General features: G+C 68.1%; 19 protein-coding genes. 11 read left to right on the forward strand and 8 right to left on the reverse strand.

Going from position 1 to position 22610, the window contains the following annotated elements; translation table 11 throughout:
- The first annotated feature begins 139 nt into the window (after positions 1-139).
- The 10 genes from DFW101_RS07875 to DFW101_RS07920 all read left to right on the forward strand — a co-directional run bounded on the left by DFW101_RS07875 (position 140) and on the right by DFW101_RS07920 (position 14033).
- Positions 140-952: a polysaccharide biosynthesis/export family protein gene (locus DFW101_RS07875; protein WP_009180981.1), complete on the forward strand. Its 813-nt coding sequence runs from the start codon at positions 140-142 to the stop codon at positions 950-952.
- Positions 952-2310: a B12-binding domain-containing radical SAM protein gene (locus tag DFW101_RS07880; protein WP_009180982.1), complete on the forward strand. Its 1359-nt coding sequence runs from the start codon at positions 952-954 to the stop codon at positions 2308-2310. Before DFW101_RS07875 ends, DFW101_RS07880 begins: the two co-directional genes overlap by 1 nt.
- Positions 2311-2393: 83 nt before the next feature.
- Positions 2394-3353 carry a lysophospholipid acyltransferase family protein gene (locus DFW101_RS07885; RefSeq protein ID WP_009180983.1) on the forward strand — a complete coding sequence of 320 codons (960 nt, stop codon included), beginning with the start codon at positions 2394-2396 and terminating at the stop codon, positions 3351-3353.
- 236 nt (positions 3354-3589) lie between these two features.
- Positions 3590-5275 carry an alkaline phosphatase family protein gene (locus DFW101_RS07890; protein WP_009180984.1) on the forward strand — a complete coding sequence of 562 codons (1686 nt, stop codon included), beginning with the start codon at positions 3590-3592 and terminating at the stop codon, positions 5273-5275.
- The gene (locus tag DFW101_RS07895; RefSeq protein WP_009180985.1) at positions 5275-6777 is read left to right on the forward strand and encodes an oligosaccharide flippase family protein; all 1503 of its coding nucleotides are present in this window, start codon (positions 5275-5277) and stop codon (positions 6775-6777) included. Before DFW101_RS07890 ends, DFW101_RS07895 begins: the two co-directional genes overlap by 1 nt.
- A 187-nt stretch (positions 6778-6964) precedes the next feature.
- Positions 6965-8161 carry an SGNH/GDSL hydrolase family protein gene (locus DFW101_RS07900; RefSeq protein ID WP_232286231.1) on the forward strand — a complete coding sequence of 399 codons (1197 nt, stop codon included), beginning with the start codon at positions 6965-6967 and terminating at the stop codon, positions 8159-8161.
- A gap of 222 nt (positions 8162-8383) precedes the next feature.
- A complete protein-coding gene (locus DFW101_RS07905; RefSeq protein ID WP_009180987.1) occupies positions 8384-8911 on the forward strand; it encodes a HEAT repeat domain-containing protein in 528 nt (175 codons plus the stop codon).
- 3 nt (positions 8912-8914) lie between these two features.
- A complete protein-coding gene (locus tag DFW101_RS07910; protein WP_009180988.1) occupies positions 8915-10936 on the forward strand; it encodes a GumC family protein in 2022 nt (673 codons plus the stop codon).
- A 100-nt stretch (positions 10937-11036) separates the two neighbouring features.
- Positions 11037-12500 carry a glycoside hydrolase 5 family protein gene (locus tag DFW101_RS07915; protein WP_009180989.1) on the forward strand — a complete coding sequence of 488 codons (1464 nt, stop codon included), beginning with the start codon at positions 11037-11039 and terminating at the stop codon, positions 12498-12500.
- 3 nt (positions 12501-12503) lie between these two features.
- A complete protein-coding gene (locus tag DFW101_RS07920; RefSeq protein ID WP_009180990.1) occupies positions 12504-14033 on the forward strand; it encodes an O-antigen ligase family protein in 1530 nt (509 codons plus the stop codon).
- Positions 14034-14156: 123 nt separating this feature from the next.
- Here DFW101_RS07920 and DFW101_RS07925 read toward each other — a convergent pair whose 3' ends face one another.
- The 7 genes from DFW101_RS07925 to DFW101_RS07955 form a co-directional block, all read right to left on the reverse strand.
- Positions 14157-16085: a response regulator gene (locus DFW101_RS07925; RefSeq protein WP_009180991.1), complete on the reverse strand. Its 1929-nt coding sequence runs from the start codon at positions 16083-16085 to the stop codon at positions 14157-14159.
- Positions 16086-16165: 80 nt separating this feature from the next.
- Positions 16166-16594: a response regulator gene (locus DFW101_RS07930; RefSeq protein ID WP_009180992.1), complete on the reverse strand. Its 429-nt coding sequence runs from the start codon at positions 16592-16594 to the stop codon at positions 16166-16168.
- A complete protein-coding gene (locus DFW101_RS07935; RefSeq protein WP_009180993.1) occupies positions 16591-18024 on the reverse strand; it encodes a sensor histidine kinase in 1434 nt (477 codons plus the stop codon). The genes DFW101_RS07930 and DFW101_RS07935 overlap by 4 nt, the downstream gene beginning before the upstream one ends.
- 7 nt (positions 18025-18031) lie before the next feature.
- Complete coding sequence (locus tag DFW101_RS07940) at positions 18032-19078, reverse strand: ATP-binding SpoIIE family protein phosphatase (protein ID WP_009180994.1); 1047 nt, start codon at positions 19076-19078, stop codon at positions 18032-18034.
- Entirely contained in the window at positions 19069-19473 is a 405-nt protein-coding gene (locus DFW101_RS07945; RefSeq protein WP_009180995.1) for an anti-sigma regulatory factor, read from the reverse strand. The genes DFW101_RS07940 and DFW101_RS07945 overlap by 10 nt, the downstream gene beginning before the upstream one ends.
- On the reverse strand, positions 19460-19855 hold the full coding sequence (locus DFW101_RS07950) for an STAS domain-containing protein (RefSeq protein WP_009180996.1): 396 nt from the start codon (positions 19853-19855) through the stop codon (positions 19460-19462). The genes DFW101_RS07945 and DFW101_RS07950 overlap by 14 nt, the downstream gene beginning before the upstream one ends.
- Positions 19856-19862: 7 nt before the next feature.
- Positions 19863-20738 (reverse strand): STAS domain-containing protein, encoded by an 876-nt coding sequence (locus tag DFW101_RS07955; RefSeq protein WP_009180997.1) that lies wholly within the window; start codon positions 20736-20738, stop codon positions 19863-19865.
- Between the two features lie 235 nt (positions 20739-20973).
- Between DFW101_RS07955 and DFW101_RS07960 the strand changes: the two genes are divergently transcribed.
- Complete coding sequence (locus DFW101_RS07960) at positions 20974-22014, forward strand: AI-2E family transporter (RefSeq protein WP_009180998.1); 1041 nt, start codon at positions 20974-20976, stop codon at positions 22012-22014.
- Positions 22015-22021: 7 nt separating this feature from the next.
- On the opposite strand, the gene DFW101_RS07965 is transcribed toward DFW101_RS07960, so the two are convergent.
- A complete protein-coding gene (locus DFW101_RS07965) occupies positions 22022-22522 on the reverse strand; it encodes a hypothetical protein (RefSeq protein WP_009180999.1) in 501 nt (166 codons plus the stop codon).
- Positions 22523-22610 lie beyond the last annotated feature (88 nt).

The following is a 22610-nucleotide window of genomic DNA, read 5'->3' on the forward strand; positions in this document are numbered from 1 at the left end:
ATTTTGCGTAGCGGCATCGTTGCGGCGCCCCGAACGTCTCTTTCATTGTCACGACAACCAGCAGCGACAACTACGGAAACGAGTGAAAACCGGAACGATTCGGATACTGCGCAATGATGGAAAGAATACGGCCCCACGGATGAAAGCCCCGACAACTGTCCTGCTCGCCCTTCTCCTGGCTCTTTTCCTGACCGCCTGTTCCGACGTCAAAGTCCTGGAACACAATACCGCCGTCCTCACGCCGGCCGCCCAGGTGGAAACCTTCCACCCCATGGACGGGCCTTACGTGCTCGGAGTGGGCGACGAGATGACCATTTCGGTGTGGACCAACACGGACTTGCAACGCAAGGTCAAGATCGACCCCAGCGGGGCCATCGACTATCCCCTGGTCGGCCAGGTCAAGACCTTCGGCCTGACCGTGGACCAGCTGCGGGGCCAGCTCGAAGGCAGGCTCGCCAAATACATCGTCGAACCCAGGGTCGACATCAGCCTGACCGAGTTCAAGAGCCTGAACGTCTTCGTGCTCGGCGAGGTGCGCACGCCCGGCGCGGTCTCCCTGCAACGCTACATCACGCCCCAGGAGGCCATTGCTGCGGCCGGCGGCTACTCCGAGTCCGCCCGCAACGATTTCGCCGTCATCCTGCGGCGCGATCCCCAAAAGGACGTCCTCATGGGCATCGCCGCCCCCCTCGGCCTGCGCGCCAAGGGCCAGCCGGCCATGGTGCTGCACGGCGGCGACATCGTCTATGTGCCCCGGTCCGGCATCGCGAGTGTCGAAACGTTCATGCAGCACATCACCACCCTGGTCAATCCGCTGGTCAATGTCGCCCGTGGCCTGGTCATGGCGCCCGACGTGGTCAACGTCTTAAACGGCACGGCCTTCCAGCCCGTCCAGACCCAGGTCCGAAGCTCCACCGCCAACAGCGCCCAAGCCATCATACCGGCCCAATAATGCGGAAGAAAATCCTTTTCGTCCAAGCCTGGCTTGGCCGTGAGCAACGCTTTTATCCCTTTCCCATCGGCCTGGCCGCCGTGGCCGCCCGGCTGGTCGGCGCCCACGATGTCAAGGGTTTCGACCCCAACGTGGCGGCCGATCCCATGGGGGAGCTGGCCCGGCTGGTGGCGGAATTCAAGCCGGACATCGTCGGCCTGTCGCTGCGCAACATCGACTCCACCAACTATTTCGACCCCTATCTCTTCTTTCCGCCTTTTGCCGAAACCGTCCGCACCGTCCGCCGCCAGGCGCCGGGAGCCACCCTCGTGGCCGGCGGGTCCGGGTACTCGCTTTTCCCCGAAGAGATCATGCGCCGGCTGCCGGAAATCGACCTCGGCCTCTACCTCGAAGGCGACATCCGCCTGGAACAGCTCCTGGACCACCTCGACGACCCGGCCGCCGTGCCCGGCATCTACTACCGCCGGGACGGGGTGCCGGTCTTTTCCGGCGCATCCGGGCACGATCCCTTTTGCGACGACTGGCCGTTTCCGGCCTGGGACATCTTCGACCTCGAGCCCTACAAGCGCATCCCCTATTCCATGGGCGTCGAAACCAAGCGCGGCTGCGCCTACCGCTGCGTCTACTGCTGCTACTACATCTTAAACGGCCGCCGCTACCGCCTGAAGTCCCCGGACCGGGTGGTCGCGGAGATCAAGGAACTGGCCAAACGCGGCTTCAAGGACATCCATTTCACGGACTCGGTCTTCAACGTCCCCACCCCCCACGCCATGGCCATCCTGGGCCGGATGCGCGAGGAGGTGCCGGGCATGCGGTGGAACGCCTACCTGAGCCCGGAAGGCATCACCGACGAATTCGTGGAACTGGCCCTGTCCATGGGCCTCTCCGTCTTCGGCTGCTCGCCCGACACCTACGGCGACGCGGCGCTGGCCGCCATGGGCAAGAACATGGGCGTGGCCGACATCGAGCGGGCGGTGGAAGTGATCCGGCGGCATCCGCCGGCCGAATTCGGGGCCAATTTCTTCGTCAACGGGCCGACCTACACCTACGGCACCCTCTTCGCCATCCTCCGCTTCGGCCTGTGGGCCAAGCTGCGGCTCGGCCGCCAGTACAGCCTGCTGCGGCTCATCAAGGCCAACTACATCCGCATCGAGCCCGGCACCCGCATCGAGGCCGTGGCCCGGGAGGAAGGCGTCATCGGCCCGGACACCGAGATGTTGCCGGAGACCCTGGACGATTTCCGCAAGACCTTTTACATCAACAGGCATCTGCGCGCCTTCAACGCCGTGTACATGCCGCTCAAGGACCTGGTCAGGCGCTTGCACGTCCTCCTTTTCCGGCGGGGGAAAAGTGTCTGATCGCGCCGGACCGGCCCCGGGCCGGGTCCGGGCGGACGACCGGGCCGGCCGTTCGCCGGCGCCGGTCCGGCCGGAGACGCCCCTTGCTTAGAGCCGCCCTGCTCGACCTTGGCCTCTGGACCCTCTCGTTCCCCCTGCGCGGACTCTTGTGCCGCCTGCCCGTGCCGGCGCTCGACGCCATCGGCGACGTCTGCGGGGAGGCGCTTTTCCGCCTGAAGACCGGGGAGCGCGAGGCGCTCGTCCGCTTCGCCCGGCTCCTGGCGCCCGGCCAGGGACCGCAGGCCGACCGGCGGGCCCGGGACGTGGCCCGCCAGGGGCTTCGCCTTTTTTCCAAGCGCCAGCTCGAAATCCTCTGCTGCCAGCGGCTCAACGCGGCCTACGTGGCCGACCTCGTCACCTTCGAGGGCCTGGACCACCTGCGCGCCGCCCTGGCCCTCGGGCGCGGCGTGGTGGCCGTGACCGCCCACTTCGGCCCCTTTCTCCTCGGCCCCATGGCCCTTGGCGTGCTCGGCTTTCCCGTCACCCAGCTGACCGGGCCGAGGCGCGCCGACCGGCTGACCCCGATCCAGGCCCGGGTGGCCGCGGCCCGAAACCGCCGGCTCGACGCCCTGCCCCTGTCCTTCCAGGAACTGGGCGGGCACTTGAAGACGATCTTCCGGCTCCTCAAGCAGAATTCCATCGTGGTCGTGGCCTTTGACGGCCGGGAGAGCAAGGATTTCGAGCCGGTGGACTTTCTCGGACGCAAGGCCCACTTCTCCTCCGGCCCCTTCCGGCTGGCCGACCGGGTCCAGGCCCCGGTCCTGCCCCTTTTCTCCTACCGGGAAACGGGCGGCCGGTCCCGGGTGGTCATCGGTCCGGCCCTGCCCCTGCCCCGGGACGCCGCCGGCGGCCTCGACGCCCGGGCCGCCACCCAGGCCTTCGCGACCCTGTTCGAAAAGCGCGTGGCCGCCCGGCCCGACCACTTCGTGACCACGCTTTTGAACATGGACCGCGACATCCGGCTCGGCATCGTCAAAACCCCGATTTTCGGCCAGGAACCGTGACCCGCCCGCCGCGCTGCGCAAGCCTGCGGCCGGAGCACCGCTTCCCGGCCTGCGCCGTGCGCCGCTGCCGGCGTATCCGCCCGCCGCTTGCCGGCGACACGACGGATGGCTCCCCCGGCCGGACCGCCGTCCCTCCCCGTGCCTCCCGTGTTTTCCGTGGCCCGATGTGATGCGATGCGAAACGTGGACTGGCTCGATGCGACCATTATAAACCCTGCGACCCGGAGAGAAGGACCATGCCCCCCCGCGTAATCGTCATCGGCATCGACGGTGCCTCTTTCGATCTGCTCGACCCCTGGATGGACCAGGGGCTTTTGCCGAACCTCTGCCGCGTCTTCACCGAGGGCGCCAAGGGCCCCCTCGAGGCCACCATCCCCATCAACAGCGCCCCGTCCTGGACGTCGTTCGCCACGGGGGTCAGGCCCGACAAGCACGGCATCTTCGGCTTTTTCCGCCTGGGCCACAGCCGGGAGGGCCGGGTCTTTCACAACGCCTCCTACCGCAAGGCTCCGCCGTTCTGGAGCCTGGCCTCGGCCAAGGGGCTGACCTGCGGCGTGGCCAACGTGCCGCTGACCTACCCGCCCGACGACATCGAGGGCTATATGATCTCGGGCATGGATGCGCCGCCGAGCGCCGGGCCCAAGTGCATGCGCCCCCAGTCCCTCTTTCAGGAACTGGAGCAGGCCGTCGGCCCCTACGTGGTTGAGCCGGACATCGCCACCCGGGTGGTCCTTCGCACCGACAAGGAGCGCGAGGAATTCATCGACACCATCGCGGCCATCGAAAAAAAGCGTTTCGCCCACTTCGACTATCTGGCCCGGACCCGGGACGTGGACGTGCTGGTCGCGGTCACGACAGCCACCGACCGGCTCATGCACCGGTTCATGTGGTACCTGGACCCGAAAAGCCCGGGCCGGGGCGCGCCGGGATTCGACCGCATCCGGGACAAATGCATCGACGTCTTCCGCCTGGCCGACGACTTCGTCGGCCGGATGCTGCCGCTTGTCGACGACGGGGCCACGCTCCTCGTGGTCTCGGACCACGGCTTCCGGTCCATCGCGGACAAGGGCATCAGCATGGAGAGCTGGCTCCACGGCCAGGGGCTCCTCGCCTTTGCCGGCGGCCGGGCCGGCCGGACCCACGGACTGCTGCGGGGCATGAAGCACCGGCTGCGCCGGATGCTGCCGGAACACCTTTTCATGGCCCTGCGCTTTCGCTTCGAGGGCGTGATCCGCCACATGAACAGCTACGAGCGCTACGGCAACATCGACTGGGCCGGCACCCTGGCCTACAGCGACGACGAACTCGATGCCTTAAGCAGCGTCTGGATCAACTTGAAGGGCCGCGAACCCGAGGGCATCGTCGAACCAGGCGAGGCCTACCACGCCCTGCGCGAGGACCTGCGCGCGAAGCTCCTGGCCCAGACCGACCCCATGACCGGGGCCCCCATGACCGAGGCCGTCCACCGCCGCGAGGAGCTTTTCACGGCCGAGTACGCCAACCTGGCCCCGGACCTGATCGTCCAGTGGAAAGAGGGCTATTCCCCCCACCCGCGCCGCACCCCGCCCGGGTCCACGGACTTCTGCTTTCCCATGGACCGCCAAAAGCTCCTGCCCCTGGCCAGCGGCGAGCACTCCCGCTACGGCATCTTCGGGGCCATCGGCAACACTGTCCGGCCGGGCACGGCCGTGGCCGGGGCCCGGATCATCGACCTGGCCCCGACCATCCTTGGCCTCCTCGGCCTGGCCGCGCCCGACGCCATGGACGGCCGGATGCTCACGGAAGTCTTCAGGCCGGCCAGCCTGGCCGCGGACGGGCCGGTTCCGACCGACGTGGCCCCCGGTCCCGGCGGCGAGCAGGCCTTTTCCGACGAGGAGGCCGAGGAGATCGCCGAGCGCCTCAAAAACCTCGGCTACATGTGATGCACGGCCCGCGCGAAACCCGGGCCGTGGCCCGCAACACCGTCCTTCTGCTGCTCTCGAGCGGCATCGACGCCCTTTCGAGCCTCGGCGTGGCCATGGTGGCCGCCCGCTACCTCGGGCCGGAAGGCTTTGGCGAATTCGCCTTCATCCGGGTCTACGGCCTGATGGCCAGTCCGCTCATCGCCTGGGGCACCTGGAGCGTGCTCATCCGCGACGCGGCCCGGGACCGGGACCAGGCCGGGGCCCTGCTCATGGCCAGCCTGACCCTGAACCTCATCGGCGCGGTCCTGGTCATGGCCGCGAGCCTGGCCGGCGTGTCCCTCCTGGGATTTGTCTCCCCGGAGTGGCGGCCGGACTTCCTGGTCGGGCTCGGGTCCCAGGCCATCCTGGCCTTCGAGGGGTCCCTGGCCGCCATCTTCGTGGCCGAAAACCGGGTCCTGGCCCAGACCGTGGCCATCGCCGCCGGCCGCATCCTGCAGGTCGCCCTGTGCCTGGCCGTGGCCCTGGCCGGCCTGCCCCACGTCATGCTCTTCTGGGCCCAGGTGGCGGCCAGCGCCGTGGCCGTGGTCCTGGCCGTGGTCTACTGCCACCGTCGCATCGTGCGCCTGCCGCTCACCCTGGACATCGGCCGGATCCGGGCCCTGTTCCGCGAGAGCTTCTCCGTGGGCATGGCCACGCTCCTCACCCTCGGCTACACCTTCGTGGCCGTGTTCGTGCTCAACTGGGCCCACTCCATGGTGCAGCTGGCCCTCTTTCAGGCCGGCCAGCGGCTTATCACCTCGCTTATGACCGCCATCCGCTCGTTCATGACCGCCGCCGCCCCGGCCATGGCCCGGCTGGCCGGACCGGGCGGCGACCCGGACGCCTTTCGCCGGCTGGTGGCCACCTTCATCAAATACATCCTGGTCCTGACCGTGCCCGTCGGCTTCTTCCTGGCCGCCAAGGCCGAGCCGGTCCTGACGCTGCTCTACGGCCCGCTCTACGGCGACGGCGCCCCCGCCCTCATGGTCATCGCCTGGATGCCGCCGCTGCTCTTTTTGAACCGCCTCCTGGAGACGGCGCTCATTTCCATGGGCAGGCAGCGCACCCTGGTCTACGGCAACGTCCTGGCCCTGGCCCTTGGCGGGGCGGTCGGTCTGGCCGCCATCCCGCGCCTCGGGGCCGTGGGCGCCTCCCTGGCCTACCTCGCCTCGGGCCTTGGCATCTGCCTGGCCAACGGCGTGTTCGCCCGGGCCGCCTTCGCCCCGGCCCGGACCCTGCGGGCGGCCCTGGGGCCGGTCCTGTGCGCCGGGGTGGTGCTTGGCCTGCCGGGCCTCTTCCTCCCGCACCTCCACCCGTTGTGGTACGCGCCGCTCGGGGGCCTCTATCTGGCCGCCCTGTGGCGGCTTGGCATCCTCGGCCGGGAGGAGCTGCGGTTTCTGGCCGATCTGGTCCGCAAACGGGGCCCCCGGCCGCCCCTGGAACAGGCCGTGCCCGCCACCCGGGCCGAGGGCAAGCCATGACCGGGGCCACGGCACGAATCTTGTTTTCACGGCCGGTGTTTTGTAGGGTGCCGCAAACCGGAAAAACGTCCGGCCCTGGCCGTCCGCGCCGGGGTGGCGCGGGCGGGCGGCGCGGCCCGGGCCGGCCGCTTGCCGCATCCCGGGCCCCCGGCCCCAGGTCCGCCCGGAAGGACTGCCCGTGCCACGGATGAAAAACCTGCTCCTTCTCACGGCCTCCCTGGTTTTGGTCCTTTTGGGCCTGGAAGCCGCAACCCGCCTTTTTTTCCTGCCCCTGCCCGTGGTCGCGGACCCGGTCCTCGGCTACCGCCGGGCCCCGGGCATGACGCTCGCCTATGCCCAGGAAAACGACCACCCGGTCCGCTCGACCTTCAACAGCCGGGGCTTTCGCGGCCCGGACTTCGCCCCGCAGCCGCAGCCGGGCCTGCTTCGGGTGGCGGTCCTCGGCGACAGTTTCGTGGCCTCCGAGGCCGTGGAGGAGGACCGGACCTTTCCCCGCCTGGCCGAGGCCCGGTGGAACGCCGCCCACTCCCGGCCGGTCGAGGTCCTCAATTGCGGCGTCTCGGGCTATTCGCCGGTCCAGGAGTTCCTGCTGCTCAAAGACGAGGTCCTGGCCGCCAAGCCCGACGCGGTCTACCTCTTTTTCTTCCCGACAAACGACATCGAGGACATGGCCGCAACCACGGCCATGTCGCGCAACAAGCCCTTTGCCGCCCTTGGCCCGGAGGGGACGGTGGCCTTCGATTTCTCCTTTGCCAGGGGCTCACGCTACCAGGCCAAGGCGGCCGTCACCGCCCTTCGCCGCCAAAGCGCCCTGGCCAATCTCCTCTACGAACGCCTCTCCCCGGCCCTGACCCGGGGCTACCAGCGGCGGTTCCACCCCGAAGGCGGCCTGCCGCCCTACCTGACCCTGGCCACCGACCGGCCCGATCCGGCCTTTCTCGCCAACTACGCCACGGCCAAGGCCCTTTTCCGCCAGGCCGCCGCCCTGTGCCGGGACCGGGGCATCCCCTTCACTCTGGTGCTGGTGGACTACGACGGCGTCTCGCCCGAGGCGGCCGCGAAACTGACGGCCCTGGCCCCTTCCTTCGATCCCCTGTGGTTCGAAAAGGACCTGCAGCGCGCGGCCGCCCGGGACGGCTACGGGTTTCTCGGCCTGCAAAGCCTTTTTCGCGACCTCTACGCCGCCGGTGGCGCGGACTACCACTGGCAGCACTGGAACTACGCCGGCCAGGAGGCCGTGGCCCGGGCCCTGGCCGCCCGGATGGCCGTGGACCTTTCCCCGGCGCCGGAAGGACTGGCCCAGGGGCCGGCGGCGGGCCCCGGAGCCGGGACCGAAACCCTTTTGCAACCGGCGAAACCTGGGGTACAGGGTGTTTCCCCTTGAGGCCGGACGCCGGGCCGGACGCGGCGTTCCCGCCCCTCTCCCGCCCCGCGGCGGAAGGCCCGGGCGCGGCGGACCCCTTTTTGTCGGATGACGGCTTGCGCCGAAACGGCCTGACCCAAGGCGATACCAACGGATGCCCGAAACGAGCGTGAGGATATGAAGGCAACGGCAATGCGGCGGATGCGATCCCTAAACGTGCAAGGATCAGGCTTCACACGATCCATGGTGCTCGGATGCGTGGTCTTCCTGTGCCTGCTGGTCGCCTGGAAGGGCGTTTCCTGGTGGAAGCAGCGCGCGCTTCTCTCCAAGGCCGAAGGCAAGAACGTGGTGGTGGCCACCGAGGCCGTGCGCACCATCGCCTACAAGAAATACGGCGGCGCGGTCAGCCGGCTCGAGCAGCTGGTCGGCAAGGACACGGACAAAGCGGTCCGCCTGGCGGCCATCGAGGCCCTGGGGGCCATCGGCCGGACCGAGTCGGCCTCGGTCCTGGTGCCGGTCCTCGAGGACCCGGACCGGGACGTGGCGTCCCAGGCGGCCGTGGCCCTCGGCCGCATCGGCAGTGCCGTGGCCACCGAACCGCTGTGCAAGGCCCTTGCGGCCAAGCCGGTCCAGCTCACGGCGCTGTGGGCCCTGGGCGAAATCGGAGATTTTTCCGCCTACGAGACCGTCCGCCGTTTCCGCGACGATCCCGACCCCTATGTCTCCTACAACGCCGTCCAAGCCCTTAAAAAGCTTGGCGCGGGCGGGTGATCCATGGATTTCAAGACCTCTCTTGCCATTTTGTGGCGGTGGAAGGGCCTGTTTCTGGCCGTCCTTTTCGCCGTCCTTCTCGGGGCCCTGGCCGCGGTCCAGTTCGTAAGCCGCCAGTACGAAGTCAAATCCGTGGTCTTCGTCACCCCCTCGGAAGTCATCTCCTCGCTGATCGCGGACATGGGCCTCATGAACGCGGCCGGCGTCAACCTGAAGACCGACTGGGCCCCGGAAAACATCGTGCAGATGGCCAAGCTGGCCCCTCTGGTCCAGCGGGCCGTGGACCTGCTCCAGATGCGGGACGCCGACGGCAAGGCCTATCTGCCCAAGGATCTCGTCAAGTACCGGTACGGGCTCGCCGTCCTTTTCCCCCGGCCCTACCTCAAGGTCGAGAACACCGACGACACCCAGATGTTCGAGTTGACCGTCTATTCGGCCGACCCGGACGAGGCCGTCATGTTCGCGGACACCATGGCCGAAATGCTCCGGGTCGAGATGATCAACCTGCGCCTCGGGCTTTTCGAGGCGGCCGAAAAGCAGACCGACGAGCGGATCACCACGCAGCTGGCGCAGTACCAGGCCATCCTGGGCGAAATCCGGGATTTCCAGCTCAAGAAACACTCCGTCAAGCTGGAAAAAGAGATCGAGGTGGCCATCACCAAGCTCGATACGCTCATGACCACCCGCCAGGACACCCTGGCGGCCATGGCCGGCTTGACGGCCAAGATGGCCACCATGAGAAAGCAGCTCAGGTCCCAGACGCCCGAGGCCGTGTCCGGAGCCACCCTCAAGGACAACGCCTACGTCAACATGTTGCGTGACCAGCTGACCCAGCTCCAGATCAAGCAGAAGGGCCAGGAGGCCACCCTGACGGCCAACCACCCGGACATGATCGCACTCAAGCGCCAGATCGACGACCTCGCCAAAAACTATGCCCAGGCCCTGCGGCTCTACGGGGACACCTCCTCGGACCTGCAGTCCCTGCAGCGGGAGTACGACGCCGACCGGGCCAAGCTGGCCGCGGTCGAGGGCGACATCGCCGAACATCAGGCGAGCATGGCCAAACTGCCCCAGAAATCGGCGGATTTCGGCCTGCTCCAGCTGCGCCAGACCGCTGCGGGCAACGTCCTGACCGCCCTCTTGACCGCCAAGGACAAGCTCACCGCCGCCAAAAACGTCGTGCTCTCGGACGTGCGCATCCTGCAGCACGCCCGCATCGACGAGTGGAGCCGGCCCGAGCGCCCGAAAAAGGCCACCAGCCTGGCCATCGCCGGCTTCGTGGGCCTGTGCCTGGCGCTTTTCGCCGTCTACGTCCGGGAACTCTACGACGACACCCTGCGCGGCCCCGGGGACGTGGCCGCCCTGGGCCTGCCCTGCCTCGGCCGCATCCCCCGGCTGCGTCCCGGCCGGGACCGCCTCGTGCCGGACTCGCCGGCCGACGCCGGCTTCGAAGCCTACCGGTCGCTCAAAAACGACCTGGCCCACGTCCTTGGCCGGCCGGACAGGCTGGTCGTGGTGCTTGTGAGCCCCGAACCCGGGGCCGGACGGACGGTCACGGCCGCCAACCTGGCCCTGGCCGCGGCCCGGGACGGCAAAAAGACCGTGGCCGTGGACGCCGATTTCCGCAATCCCGCCCTGGCCGCCCTGTTCGACCTGCCGGACGCCCCGGGGCTGACCTCGGTCCTTTACGGCGAGCGGGGGTTGGCCGACGTCGTCCGGGTCCTGCCCGGCACGGGCCTTGCGGTCGTGCCGCCCGGCCACCTGCCGGCCGCGCCGGGCCCGCTTTTCGCCTCGGACCGGCTGGCCGCGGTCATGGCCGCACTGCGGCGCGACTTCGAGGTGGTCGTCTGCGACGCCCCGGCCCTGGCCCTTGGCGACGACGCCCTGGCCCTGGCCGCCCTGGCCGACGCCACCCTGGTCGTGGCCCGCACGGGCGTCACCTCGCGTCCGGCCGTGGAGCGGCTCCTGGCCCGCTTCCGGCTGGCCGGGGCCCGGGTGGCCGGACTGGTCCGCACCCTGGCCTGACGGTTTGGCCCGCCGGACCGCCTTGCCTTCCGGTTTGAGGGGGCGTAACGGGGAAAAGCGTGGGAAATCCTGGCCCGCAGAAAAAAGCCGAGGAGGCGTCATGCGCCAGATAGCGTCGCTCGGGACGGCCGTTGCCTTTTTTCTGGCCTTTTTCGCCAGCCTTCCGGCCCAGCCGGCCTTTGCCCAGCCCGACGGCTGGGACCCGGCCGCAGCCCCGCCCCTGGCCCAAGAGCCGGCCGGCCCCATGGCCCAGGCCCCGCCGGGGTTTGGCCCCTCCGCAAACGGCCCCTACGGCCCGGGGCCGGCCATGGGCCGAGGCCCCGGCCAGGGACCCGGGCCGGGCGGCCTGGACCTGTCCGGGCCGCCCCTGCCGCCGGACCATGCCGCCGTCGACGACTCGCCCTTTGGCCTCTACGGCCCGCTGATCGAGTCCGAATCCCTGGGCGGGGCCTCGGGCGCGGCCGCAGCCATGCGCGACCTCGGGGCCGGCTGGGCCCGAATCATAAGCCCGGCCCTGGCCCGTGGCGGCAAGGCCCTTCGCGACCGGGGCGTGCGCCTCTACGTGGCCCTTGGCCCCGAACCCGACGACACGGTCCGGTCGCTCGTCTCCCGCAACAAGGAGGCCGTCCGGGTCTGGCGCATCGGCAACGAGCCTGATTTCCTGCGCCTTGGCGACCGGCCGGACCTCTACCTGGCCGATCTCCAGCGCCTCTATCCCCTGGTCAAGTCCGTGGACCCCACGGCCGTGGTCACCTTTGGCGCCCTGTCGAACGAACCCCACCCCGGGCCGGACAAGCCCGGCTACCGCTATCTCGAAACCCTGCTTCAAGGCGGCGCCTGCCGGTATTTCGACGTCTTCACCTTCCACGCCGAGGGCGAGGAGGCCGACTGGCAGGGGCTTGGCCGGGCCATGGCCGCCTACGGCGAGCTCCTGGCCCGCTACCAGTGCCAAAAACCGGTCTGGGTGACCGAGATGGCCACCTACAGCGGCCAGCCTTCCGGCCGCCGGACCTTTGCCGCCCAGACCGAGGCCGGGCAGGCCGCCGGGCTGGTCAAGCGCTACGTCGCCGGCCTGGCGCTCGGCATCAAAAAGATGTTCTGGACAACCCTCGTGGAATACCACGACTTCGCCGGCCAGCCGGGCAGCTATTACAATTTCACGGGGCTCGTGCACAATCCCAAGAACAAGGGCCTCTCCTCGAAGAAGCTGGCCTATTACGCCTACCGGCAACTGTCGCAAAAGGTCCTGGCCACGGACTGGAAAGCGGTGAAAACCGTGTCCGACGGCGCGGACGGCCTCCATGTCTATGCATTTCCGGCCCGGGCCGGCGGCACGCCGCTCTGGGTCGTCTGGCGGGAAGGCGGCGCCGAGGCCCGGGAGGCCCGTCTTGCCGTCGGTCCGGCCTCCCGGGTCCGGGTCACCCCGGCCGTGCCCCGGCCGGCCACGGGCCGGGAAGCGGACAAGGGCCCGGCCTTTGACCGGACAACGGCCAAGGTTACGGGCGGCGTGGCCACGGTGCGGGTCGGCGACGCGCCGGTCTACGTCGAGCCGGTGCGGCCGTAAGCGATGCTGTTTTCCCGTCACCTGCCCCCGGCCCCCCCTTCCCTCGCCTGGGGCCGGGCCCTGGCCACGGCCGCCTTTTTCGCCTGTCTGGCCTGCGGCGGGGCCTGGCTGGGCCTGACCTCCCTCGACGGCCTGCTTTTGGCCGTGTGCCTGCTGCTGTCCTTTCTTTTTCTCCTCAGCGGCCGGGCGGCCCTGGCCGCCATCATCCTGGTTTTTCCCCTGGCCTCGGCCTATGCCGGCATCTACGTCATCACCCTGGCCACGTCCAAGGATCTGGTCCAGCGGGTGGACCGGCTGCCTTTCCTCATTCCGCTGCTGGCCATGGTCCTGCCGGGATTCATCCTGCGCCAGGCGGGCCGGCGCGGGGGGCCGCCCCGCCCGGACGGCCTGCTCGTGCCGGCCGTGCTGCTCTTTCTGTACGGCTGCATCACCGTCGCCTGGAGCGCCAACACCGACACCACCCTGGCCCAGCTGGCCATTCTGGCCTCCAACGTCCTTCTCTACGCCGTGGTGGTGCGGGAAACGGAGAGCGAGCAGGCCTTCAAGGTGGTCCTGTGGTGTCTGGTGGTGACCGGCCTCTTGGAGGCCTTCCTGGTGGTGGGCTTCTACTTCTTCAAGGCGCCCAAGACCGTGTTCGTGGACTATCCCTGGTTCGACTCCATCCGGCTCTATGTCGTTTCCAACACCGGCTTTCTCGACCAGGGGGTCTTGCGGCGGGGCAAGGCGCTGACCTATCCCCACGAAACGGGGCTCATGATGGGGCTTTACGCCGCCTCGGCCTTTGCCCTGGCCCTTTTCGACCGGCGGCTTCGGGTGCGGATCTTTCTCGGCGCGGCCATCGTCGTCTTCATCACCGCCCTTTTCGCCACCATGTGCCGGGGCCCCATCGTGGCCACGGCGGCCATGGCGCTTGCCTACTTCTTCTTAAACGTCCGGCTGCGCCGCCGGGCCTTTGTCTGCCTGGCGGTCCTCGCGACCGTCTGCGTCGTCACCTTCAAGGTCCAGGACGCGCTCCTCAACGAGGGGGCCGGCATCACCGTCACGCCGCGCATCGAAAAGCTCGACCTCTATTCCTCCAACCAGGTCCGGTTCAAGTGGTGGCGCCGGGCCGCCGAGGCGAGCATGGAGACGGGTTTTCTCGGCCTCGGCCCCGGCGGGGCCTCGTATCTCCTCAACATCATCTACGGCCACAGCCTCTATTTCTCGATCTTTTTCGATTTCGGCCTGCCGGGGGTGGTCCTTTTCCTGTGGATGCTGAGCCGGTTCCTCGCTTCCGCCCTGCCGCTCCTGCGCTACCAGGACAATTTTCTCGAACAGGCCCACCTGCTCTTTTTCGTCGGCGTGGTGGCCGTCTCCGTCCACATGCTGGTCGACCTGGACTACAACCGGCCGGTCCTGTGGTTCTACCTCGCCCTGGTCGTCTCCTCCGGGGCGCTTATCCGCCAGCGCCGGGGCCTTGGCGCGCCGGCCAGCCGGGCCGTGCCCGAAACGGCCGGCTGGACCGGTCCGGAAAAGGGCCTGGAATCAGCCTAGGGGCGCGTCCTCGAAATCCGTGCGGGCGCGTTTCGAGAACAACACAGGGAAATACTTGCTTATCAAAGAATATTTTTTGCTCAACGCCCCGCGAGGCCCCGGGGCGACGGCCCTTCGGACGGCTTAGAATTCGGCCAAAACCTTTTCGAGCGTCTCCCATTCGATGGGCTTGGTCAGATAGGCGTTGAATCCGCTTTGCATGTAGCGGTCGATCTCGCTTTTGAGGGCATAGGCCGTCAGGGCCACGACCGGCGTGTCCGGATCGACTCCCGGCGGCGGATCGTTGCGGATGACCCGGGTGGCTTCGTCGCCCCCCATCTCCGGCATGCGGATGTCCATGAGCACCAGGTCGAACCGGTCCTTGGCCAGCATGGCCAGGGCTTCCCGGCCGGTACCGGCCAGGAACGCGGCATGGCCATGGGTTTCCAGGAGCTCCCGGATGAAGACCCGGTTGACGAGATTGTCCTCGGCCACCAGGATGCGAAGCGACCGGCCCTTTCGCCCGACCTTGGCCTCGTCCTCCTCGACCACGGCGTGGGCCACGTCGAGGGGCAGGGTGAACGAGAAGACGCTGCCCTCGCCCTCGGTGCTGGCCACGGTTATTTCCCCGCCCATGAGCTCCACCAATTGCCTGGAGATGGTAAGCCCGAGCCCCGTGCCGCCGAACAGGGCCTGGGCCGAGGTGTGGGCCTGCTCGAAGCTCTCGAAGATGTGCGCGAACCGCACGGCCGGAATGCCGATGCCCGTGTCCGTGACCGTGAACCGGAAAAGCTGCGGCCCGCCGGCGGCCGACTCCCCGGCCCGCTCCACCCGCAGGTCGATCCGGCCGGACGGGGTGAACTTGAGGGCATTGCCGACCAGGTTGGTCAACACCTGGCGCAGCCGGCCGGCGTCCCCCACGATGCTGTCCGGCAAGTCCGGAGCCACGGTGTGGGCCAGGCCGAGGTCCTTCTTGCCGGCCGCCACCCGGAAGGGCTCGACAACCGCCTCCACTTCCTTGCGCAGGGAGAAACGCTTGCGAAAAAGCCGGATCTTGCCGGCTTCCAGCTTGGAGAGGTCAAGGACGTCGTTGACAATGCCGAGCAGATGCAGGGCCGACTTGTCCGCCAGATCCAGGTATTCGCTGATGGCCGGATCGACGGACTTGAGCCGGGCCAGATGGATCATGCCCATGATGCCGTTCATGGGGGTCCGGATCTCATGGGACATGTTGGCCAGAAATTCGCTCTTGGCCCGGTTGGCCTGCTCCGCCTCCTCCCTGGCCTGGCGCGCTTCGTTCTCCAGGGCCTTGCGCTTGGCGATGTCCCGGGCCACGGCCAGGACCGTCTCCACCCGTCCGTCCGCTCCCATTTCCGCGGCAAAACGGATCTCGTAGGTCCGGTCCCCGCCCCGGTTGCCGATCCGGCCCTCCAGCACCTGGTCCTCGCCTGTGGCGAAAACATGCCGCAACGTCTCCTCGGCCTTGGGCCTGTCCGCTTCGACCACCCCGAAGGACGCGAGCGGCTTGCCGATGAGGTCCGCCGGAGCCACGCCCGTGGCCGCCTCCACCACGGGATTGACGTAGAGCAGGCGGTGCGCCCGGTCGAACCGGGCAATGATGTCCGGGGCATGCTCCACGAGCGCCTTCGATTCCTGCTCCCGCCGGTAGAGGGCCTGCTCGAGGCGCTTGCGTTCGATGGCGTAGCGGATCGACCGGGCCAGGAGATGGATGTCGATCTGGCCCTTGACCAGATAGTCCTGGCCGCCGGCCCGCAACACCCGGACCGCCACCTCCTGGTCGTTGAGCCCGGTCATCACGATGACCGGCAGGTCGTGGTGCCGGGCCTGCAAGGCGTAAAACGTGCCAAGGCCGGTGCTGTCCGGCAGGCCGAGATCGAGCAGGATCGCGTCCACGGCATGGTCTTGGAGAAAGGCGTACCCGTCGCAGAGCCGGGAAACGGCGTGCAACTGGAAGCCTGTGTCCAAGGCGGAATCGAGCATCCGGCGCAACAGGCGCACGTCGCCCGGATTGTCCTCGATGAGCAGGAGCTGGATCGGAATTTCTTTTGTCATCTGCCTACCTGGGATATCCGGATGGTGCTGCGCCCATGGTGCGTGGTCCCCCCCGCCGCGTCCTTCCCCGCGATACCGGGTCAGGGCTGGCGGGGCAGCCGTACCGTCCGCAGCCAGAAGCGCTTGATCTCTTGAACGACCTGGCGAAAGTCCTCCCACCCGGAGGGTTTGATGATGTAGCAGTTGGCATGGGCCTCGTAGCAACGGTCGATGTCGTCGTCGGCCTTGGAACTGGTGAGCACGACCACGGGGATGCGCAGGAGTTCCCTATCCTCCTTGATCTGGCGCAAAACCTCCCGGCCGTCAATGCGCGGCAGGTTGAGGTCGAGGATGACCAGATCCGGCCGCACGGCCTGGGCGAATGCCCCCTCGCGGCGCAGCCGCCCCAAGGCCTCGTCCCCGGTCCTGGCCACCGTCACCACGACCCCCTCCGCGTCCTCGAGGGCCTTCTCCAGCAGGAGCACGTCGCCCGGGTTGTCCTCGACCAGCAGGATGGTGCGCTCTTTCATGCGACGGCCGCCTCGCCCGGTTCGGCCCCGGACTCGCGGGGCGGGTCATGGGGCAGGGTGAAATAGAAGGTCGTTCCCGCGCCGACCTCGGATTCGAGCCAGATGCGTCCGCCGTGGCGCTCGACGATCCGCTGGCACACGGCCAGGCCGATGCCCGTGCCCGGGTATTCGTCCCGGGTATGGAGCCGCTGGAAGATGACGAAGATCTTTTCCCAGTACCGGGGTTCGATGCCGATGCCGTTGTCCCTGACCGAAAAGGTCCACCCCTGCGCCTCTGGCGCGGCCGCGACATGGACGGCCGGGGGCGCCTGCCCGCGAAACTTGATCGCGTTTTTGACGAGATTCTGGAAAAGCTGCAGCATCTGCGAGGCGTCGGCCCGAAGCGTCGGCAGGGGATCGCGGGTCACGACGGCGCCGTTCTCCTCTATCACATGGCGAAGGTCGCGGAGCACGGCGTCAAGGACCGCTTCCATGTCCGTCGGCAAAAACGGCTTGCCTTTCATGTCCACGCGCGAATAGGTGAGAAGATCGCCAATGAGCTCCTGCATCCGGCTGGCGCCGTCCACGGCGAAATGGATGTATTCCCTGCCGTCCGCGTCGAGCTTGTCCTCGTACTCCAGGGAAAGGAGCTGCAGAAAGCTGCCGATCATCCGCAGCGGCTCCTGCAGGTCGTGGGAGGCGATGTAGGCGAAGTGCTCGAGCTCCTTGTTGGACCGGGCCAGCTTCTCCTCGGCCGCCTGCCGCTCCTTGACCTCGTGGAGCAGGTCGACGTTTTTGTCCTCGATTTCCTTGTACAGGGAGATCACGCCCTTGTTGGTCCGGTCGAGCTCCTCGTTGGTCTGCTCGAGCTCCCGGTTGAGCCGGTCGGCCTCGCCGAGCTGCCGGGCCAGTTCCATCTCCTTTTGCCGCAGCGCCTCGAGGGTCCGCAAGAGGTCGCGGTTCTGGCGCTCGACCTCCTCCAGGGGCGAGTGCGTGATCTCCCGGGCCAGCAGTTCCCCCCAGGCCGCGGCCTGTTCCTGGTCCACGCCGGCCGGCAGGAGCTTGGCCAGGGTGACCGACGTGCCCCGGCCCGGGACGCTTTCGACCAGGAAATGGTCCACCAGCCGCCTGGCCCCGGCGATGCCGCTGGCGCCGCCCAGGGCGGGCGAACTTTTTTCCATGGCCGCCTCGACGTCGGCCAGGCCCGGTCCCTTGTCCGTGACGGTCACCCCGAGCAGGGGGCGGCCGTCCTCTTCGAGAATACTGAACCGGATCGAACAGGGGCCGGCGTATTGGAACGCGTTGCGCACGACCTCGGAAACGGCTGTGGTCAGCCGGGTCTGGTCGTGGAGGGACAGCCCGGCCAGGGCGGCGACCCGCCGGGTCCGTTGCCGGGCCAGGATGATGTCCCCCTCCTGGCGCACCAGGATCTGGAAAAACGGCTTGTTCACGGAGGCTTCACCTCTTGGCCGGACGCAATCCGACAATGGTCAGGTCGTCGGTGCCCCGGTTGTTGTCCCGGTAGGCCATGGCCGCGACCAGGGCCGGGTGCCGGCCTTCGAGGCCGGGATAGGCGCCGAGGTCCCAGTTCGAGAGCAGGCCGTCGGAATTCATGACCAGGGTCGGATTTCCCTCCCACGGGTACTGGAAGGATTGGACCTTGACGAGCCCGTAGCCCAGGGTTCCGTTCATGGAAACGAGATTGAGGGTCTTTTCCGCGGGCCGCAGGATTCTGCCGAAGATATTGCCCACGCCCACATAGGTGAGCACCCTGGCCTGGGGCCGGATCTCGGCGATGGCCAGGGCCGCCCCCCGGGTGGGCCGCAGCCGCGCGTGGAGTTTGTGCACAAGGGCTTCGGGCCCGAGGTCGGTCCGTTCGAGAAAAGCCCGGACCGCCTCGTGGGCCGCGGCCGAGGCGCCGGGACCGTGGCCGAGGCCGTCTGCGACCAGGACCAGAATCCGGTCCTTGGCGAAAATCATGCCCCAGCCGTCGCCGCAGACGTCCTCCCCGGGCTTGGACAGGCCAACGCCCCCCCACTCGAAGGCGGGAGGCCGCATCCGCTCGAAGGACTGCCGGTTGTAGATCCGCGACAAGACGGCCGTGCCGACGCCGGGGGCGGAGTAGAGGGCGAATTCCTCGGAAAGGCGGCGGATGGCCCCAAGTCCGGTGCCCGGACTGCCGGCGGTGGACACCCCGTCCTCGAGCATCCTGGCCGGCTGGGCCATGCCCGGGCCCCGGTCGATGCAGAGGAACTCGATCCCGGCCAGGCCGTCGAGGGAGATCTGCCGGAAGAGGACTTCGCCGCCCTGGTCGGTGTGCTTGACCAGATTGGTGCCGCATTCGGTGGCCACGAGGGCGGCCCGGCCGGCCGTCTCGTCGCTGACGCCGAGGGCCCGCGTCAGTTCCGCCACCTCCCGGCGCAGGCTGCCGGTCTGGCTGGTTTCCGTGATCCGGTGGACACGGTGTGGGAGCAGGCCCGCGAGCAGCTCGGCACCTACGTCCATTGGATCACCATGATCCGCGTTCCCTGCCCGGGCTGCGACTCGATCGTGAATTCGTTGACCAGGCGCTTGGAACCCGGCAGCCCCTGGCCGAGGCCCTTGCCGGTGGTATAGCCGTCCTGCATGGCCAGCTCCAGGTCCTCGATGCCGGGCCCCTGGTCCTCGAAGCGGACCCTGACCCCGGCCCGGCCGTGGTTGTCGAGCTGCTCGATGGTCACCAGGCCGCCGCCGCCGTAATCCACCATGTTGCGCGCCAGTTCGCTGACCACGGTGACGAGCTTGGTCTGGCTGACGAGACCGAGGCCCACCTTGGTGGCATGGCCCCTGGCCCGCTGCCGGGCGCCCACGATGCCGGCCTCGTCGACGACCGGAAAGGACTCGCTCTCAATCGTCCGCATCGTCGTCTCCGCTGTCATCGTGAGACGGGACGAGACGTGAGCGGAGAAGCTCCATGCCTTTCTCCACATTGAGCGCGGTCAGCACCCCCGGCAGGGACAGTCCCAACTCCACCAGGGTGATGGCCACGGCCGGCTGCATCCCCACCACCACGGTCTGGGCGTCCATGATGCTCGTGATCGAGGCGATGGTGGCGAGCATCCGGCCCATGAAGGAATCGACCATGTCGAGGGCGGAAATGTCGATCAGCACACCCCGCGACTGGTGGGCATTGACCATGTGCGTCAGGTCGTCCTGCAGGGTCATGGCCTGCCTGTCCTGCATGTCCACCTGGATGGTCACCAGGAGGAACGCCCCCATCTTGAGTACGGGAATCCTGTCCATGAACCACCTACTTCCTGTCGGCTCCGGTCTCGCCTTTTTGGATGCGAAGACCGAGGGCCTTGAGCGACTCCTTGAGCGCGTCGGCCATGGAAGCCCTGGTCCGGACGCCCGACAGGTCGACGCCGAGGCCGACCATGGTCTGGGCGATCTCGGGCCGGATGCCGCTTATGATGCATTCCGCGCCCATGAGCCGGGTGGCGGCCACGGTCTTGAGCAGGTGCTGGGCCACCAGGGTGTCCACGGCCGGAACGCCGGAGATGTCGAGGATGGCGATGGAGGCGCCGGTGGCCACGATCTGTTGCAGGAGGCTTTCCATGACCACCTGGGTCCGGGCGCTGTCCAGGGTGCCGATCAGGGGCAGGGTGAGCACGCCTTCCCAGACCTTGATGACCGGGGTGGACAGTTCGAGCAGCTCCTGCTGCTGGCGGTGGATGATCTCTTCCCGGCCCCTCACGTAGGCGTCGAAGGTCAAAAGGCCGAAGGTGTCGAGCAGCTTGGACAGCCTGATCACCTCGCGGTTGAGGATGTCGGGCTGGCCGGCGTGGGCCTCCTGGAGGAAGGCCAGGAGCGTGTCCTTGAGGCTGAAGACGTACATGGCCGTCTCGGCCGGGCTGAATCCCTGCCTGGTCCTCGATATGGAGATGTCCTCGAGGAGGCGCAGGACCGGCCTGTATTCCGGAGCCGACGTATCCGTGAAGTTCCCGGTGCTGACGGCGCCTTGGAAGGCGTCGAGGAATTCCCTGGACTGGACGAAGAGTTCCTCCCTGCTCATGAGGTCCGGGCGCAGGGTCTTGCTGGCCAGCTGGGCCTGCATCCAGGCGTCGAGGATGGCGCTTTTTCGCCGGCTGATCATCGTCGCGGTATCGTCGGTCTTTGCAACCATAAAAAACTTCTCCTGCCTGTGGTATTTGAGGATAAAAACCCGGGCCCGGCCTTGGGCGGCCGGACCCGGGTCGACCGGGGCACGCCTGCCGGCGACCCCGCCAGTCTGGATGGTAGATCACTTAAATCCCCAATACCGTCAACCGGTAATCCAAAATCAGGACCCGGCCTTCCATGGCGGGCATGGCCGCCGGCGCGGCTTGCCTCGGGAGGCGGATCGGCGCTAGGGGGATGCCATGAACGTCCCCCCTGCCCCCCTTTCGGCCGCCAAGCCCCCCACCGTCCACGAGGTCTGGGCCTGGGTGCTGACCGGCCTGGCCCTCTTCCTGGTCTTTCCGCTGCACCTGTTCGCGGCCCTGATGGCCGGACTGCTTGTCTTCGAGCTCATCCACGCAGCCGCGCCGCTCTTGCGCGTGACCAGGATCGGCCATCGCCGGGCCAAGCTGGTGGTGGTCGGGCTGCTGGCCGCCGGCATCGTCACCGGGCTGGTCTTTGTGGCCTGGAAATCGGTCGTCCTGCTCCACCACCACGAATCGGCCGGCATCCCGTCGCTTCTGACCAAGATGGCCGAGATCCTGGACAACGTCCGGGCCACCCTGCCGGCCTGGCTGGCCCGCAACCTGCCCGACAACATCGAGGACATCGACAAGGAACTGGCCATGCGGCTGCGCGAGCACGCGGCCGCCATGCAGCAGGCCGGCAAGGCGATAAGCCTCCTTCTGGCCCACATCGTGGTCGGCCTGATCCTCGGGGCCATCCTGTCCCTTTCCGCCGAAGCCGAGCCGGGCAGCCGCCGTCCCCTGGCCGGGGCCCTGGCCGAGCGGGCAAGGCGCATCAGCGAGGCCTTCCGGGCCGTGGTCTTCGCCCAGGTCCGCATCTCGGCCCTCAACACCTTCCTCACCTTCCTCTACCTGCTGGTCGCCCTGCCGGCCATGGGCTACCACCTGCCCCTGGCCAAGACCCTGGTGGCCCTCACCTTCGTGGTCGGACTGTTGCCGGTGGTCGGCAACCTCGTCTCCAACACGGTCATCGTCATCGTCAGCCTGAGCGTCTCCTTTGCCGTGGCCGTCTGGTCGCTGGCCTTCCTGATCGCGGTCCACAAGCTCGAATACTTCCTCAACGCCCGGATCGTCGGCGGCCACATCCATGCCCGCACCTGGGAGCTCCTGCTCGCCATGCTGGCCATGGAAGCCGCCTTCGGCCTGGCCGGGCTGGTGGCCGCGCCGATCTATTACGCCTACCTGAAAAAGGAACTTGTCGACCGGGGATTGGTGTGACCGGGGCCTAGCCGGACCGGACGTCCGCCGTCCGGCGCGGCCGCAGGACGGCGGCCAGGGCCGCCCCCAGGCACAGGAGATCGAGGGCCAGCACGGCCAGGTCCCCCCGGCCGGTATAGAAGGCCACAAGGCCGCTCCCCAGGGCGTAGGGGTCGGGCGGAGGCAGGGGGCCGAGAAACGGCCAGAAAAGGACCACCGGCTCGGTCAGGTCGAACAGCAGGTGGGACAGCCACAAAAGGGTCAAGGCCCACCAGAGACGGCCGGCCCGGCCCGTCTGGGCAGCCGGGCCGGGCCGGAAAAGGCGCAGCCACAGGGCCAGGAGCCCGGCCACGGCCGCGAACACGGCCAGGGAATGGCCGACGAACTTGCCCGAGGTGCCCCAAAAAACCATGCCCATCTTGTCGATCAGGTCCGGACCGTAGGCGGCGGCCAGGAGCGGGACCAAGGAGACTGTGGAAAAAGCGGTGCGCCTGGCCAGGACGGCCAGACCGGCGTGTCCGAGTATCATCGCCGTGGGGTAGCAATTGGGACTGGCCGTGTAAACACCCGGCGGGCGCGAGAAGGCTTCCTCGCCGCCGAAGGCCGTTCCTGGCCAC

Source organism: Solidesulfovibrio carbinoliphilus subsp. oakridgensis, from assembly GCF_000177215.2.
Classification (GTDB): Bacteria; Desulfobacterota; Desulfovibrionia; order Desulfovibrionales; family Desulfovibrionaceae; genus Solidesulfovibrio; species Solidesulfovibrio carbinoliphilus.